We start from the raw sequence: 1,257 nt of genomic DNA on the forward strand, positions 1-1,257 counted from the left end.
GCATCATTGTTCTTTCGAGAGGCGGTCTGAAGCTCAAAGCCAGATATTTCGATATATTGAAGGTTTTTATAATCGTCGGCGCAGGCATTCGTCGACTGGTTACCAAGCGCCTGAGGAATATGAACGGCTGTTTATCAAGATAGCTGTTTAGGGAAATGAACGTGTCCTCTATTGCGAAGACAGGTCACCTCGAAACTCCCTCGCGGGCCTCGTACGGCGGAATCGTTGCGTGCAGGTCGCACGAGTGAGGCAGTGCGGCCGGCAACGATTTCGCCGTACGAGGCCAGGCTCGGTCAGACAGTCGAGGCAACCTGCCCGAACCAACCCGCCCCGCCACGGCACTGCGATGCTATGAATTTCCGAAAGAACACTGCGATCCAAGCGGTACTTCCATGCTTCGGTCCTTCGGCATCACGATGCGTCATCCCCGCGAAGGCGGGGATCCATCCGGCGTTGTTGTGAGAGGGCGCGGTTTTTCGCTTGTTTGGAGTGTGACGGGTCGGGTTGGCCCGGTCAGGCCGCCTCGAAACTCCCTCGCGGGCCTCGTACGGCGGAATCGTTGCGTGCAGGTCGCACGAGTGAGGCAGTGCGGCCGGCAACGATTTCGCCAACGATGCCAGGCTCGGTCAGACAGTCGAGGCAACCTGCCCGAACCAACCCGCCCCGCCACGGCACTGCGATGCTATGAATTACCGAAAGAACACTGCGATCCAAGCGGTACTTCCATGCTTCGGTCCTTCGGCATCACGATGCGTCATCCCCGCGAAGGCGGGGATCCATCCGGCGTTGTTGTGAGAGGGCGCGGTTTTTCGCTTGTTTGGAGTGTGACGGGTCGGGTTGGCCCGGTCAGGTCGCCTCGAAACTCCCTCTCGGGCCTCGTACGGCGGAATCGTTGCGTGCAGGTCGCACGAGCGAGGCAGTGCGGCCAGCAACGATTTCGCCAACGATGCCAGGCTCGGTCAGACAGTCGAGGCAACCTGCCCGAACCAACCCGCCCCGCCACGGCACTGCGATGCTATTAATTTCTGGAAGAACGCTGCGATATCCCCGCGGCACGTTTATGCTTCGGTCCTTCGGCATCACGACGTGTCATCCCCGCGAAGGCGGGGATCCATCCGGCGTTGCTGTGAGCGGGCGCGTTTTTTTCTTGTTTGGAGTGCGGCGGGTCGGGTTGGCCCGGTCAGGCCGCCTCGAAACTCCCTCGCGGGCCTCGTACGGCGGAATCGTTGCGTGCAGGTCGCACGAGTGAGGCAGTGC

The 1,257-nt window shown here is 60.7% G+C and carries 1 protein-coding gene; it reads left to right on the top strand.

Annotation, left to right across the window (positions count from 1 at the left end):
* The coding region (locus H4684_RS20495; RefSeq protein ID WP_192625178.1) for an IS3 family transposase at nt 1-151 on the top strand (151 nt) is incomplete at its 5' end.
* Between the last annotated feature and the right edge of the window lie 1,106 nt (nt 152-1,257).

Source organism: Desulfomicrobium macestii, assembly GCF_014873765.1.
In the GTDB taxonomy this organism is placed as follows: Bacteria; Desulfobacterota; Desulfovibrionia; order Desulfovibrionales; family Desulfomicrobiaceae; genus Desulfomicrobium; species Desulfomicrobium macestii.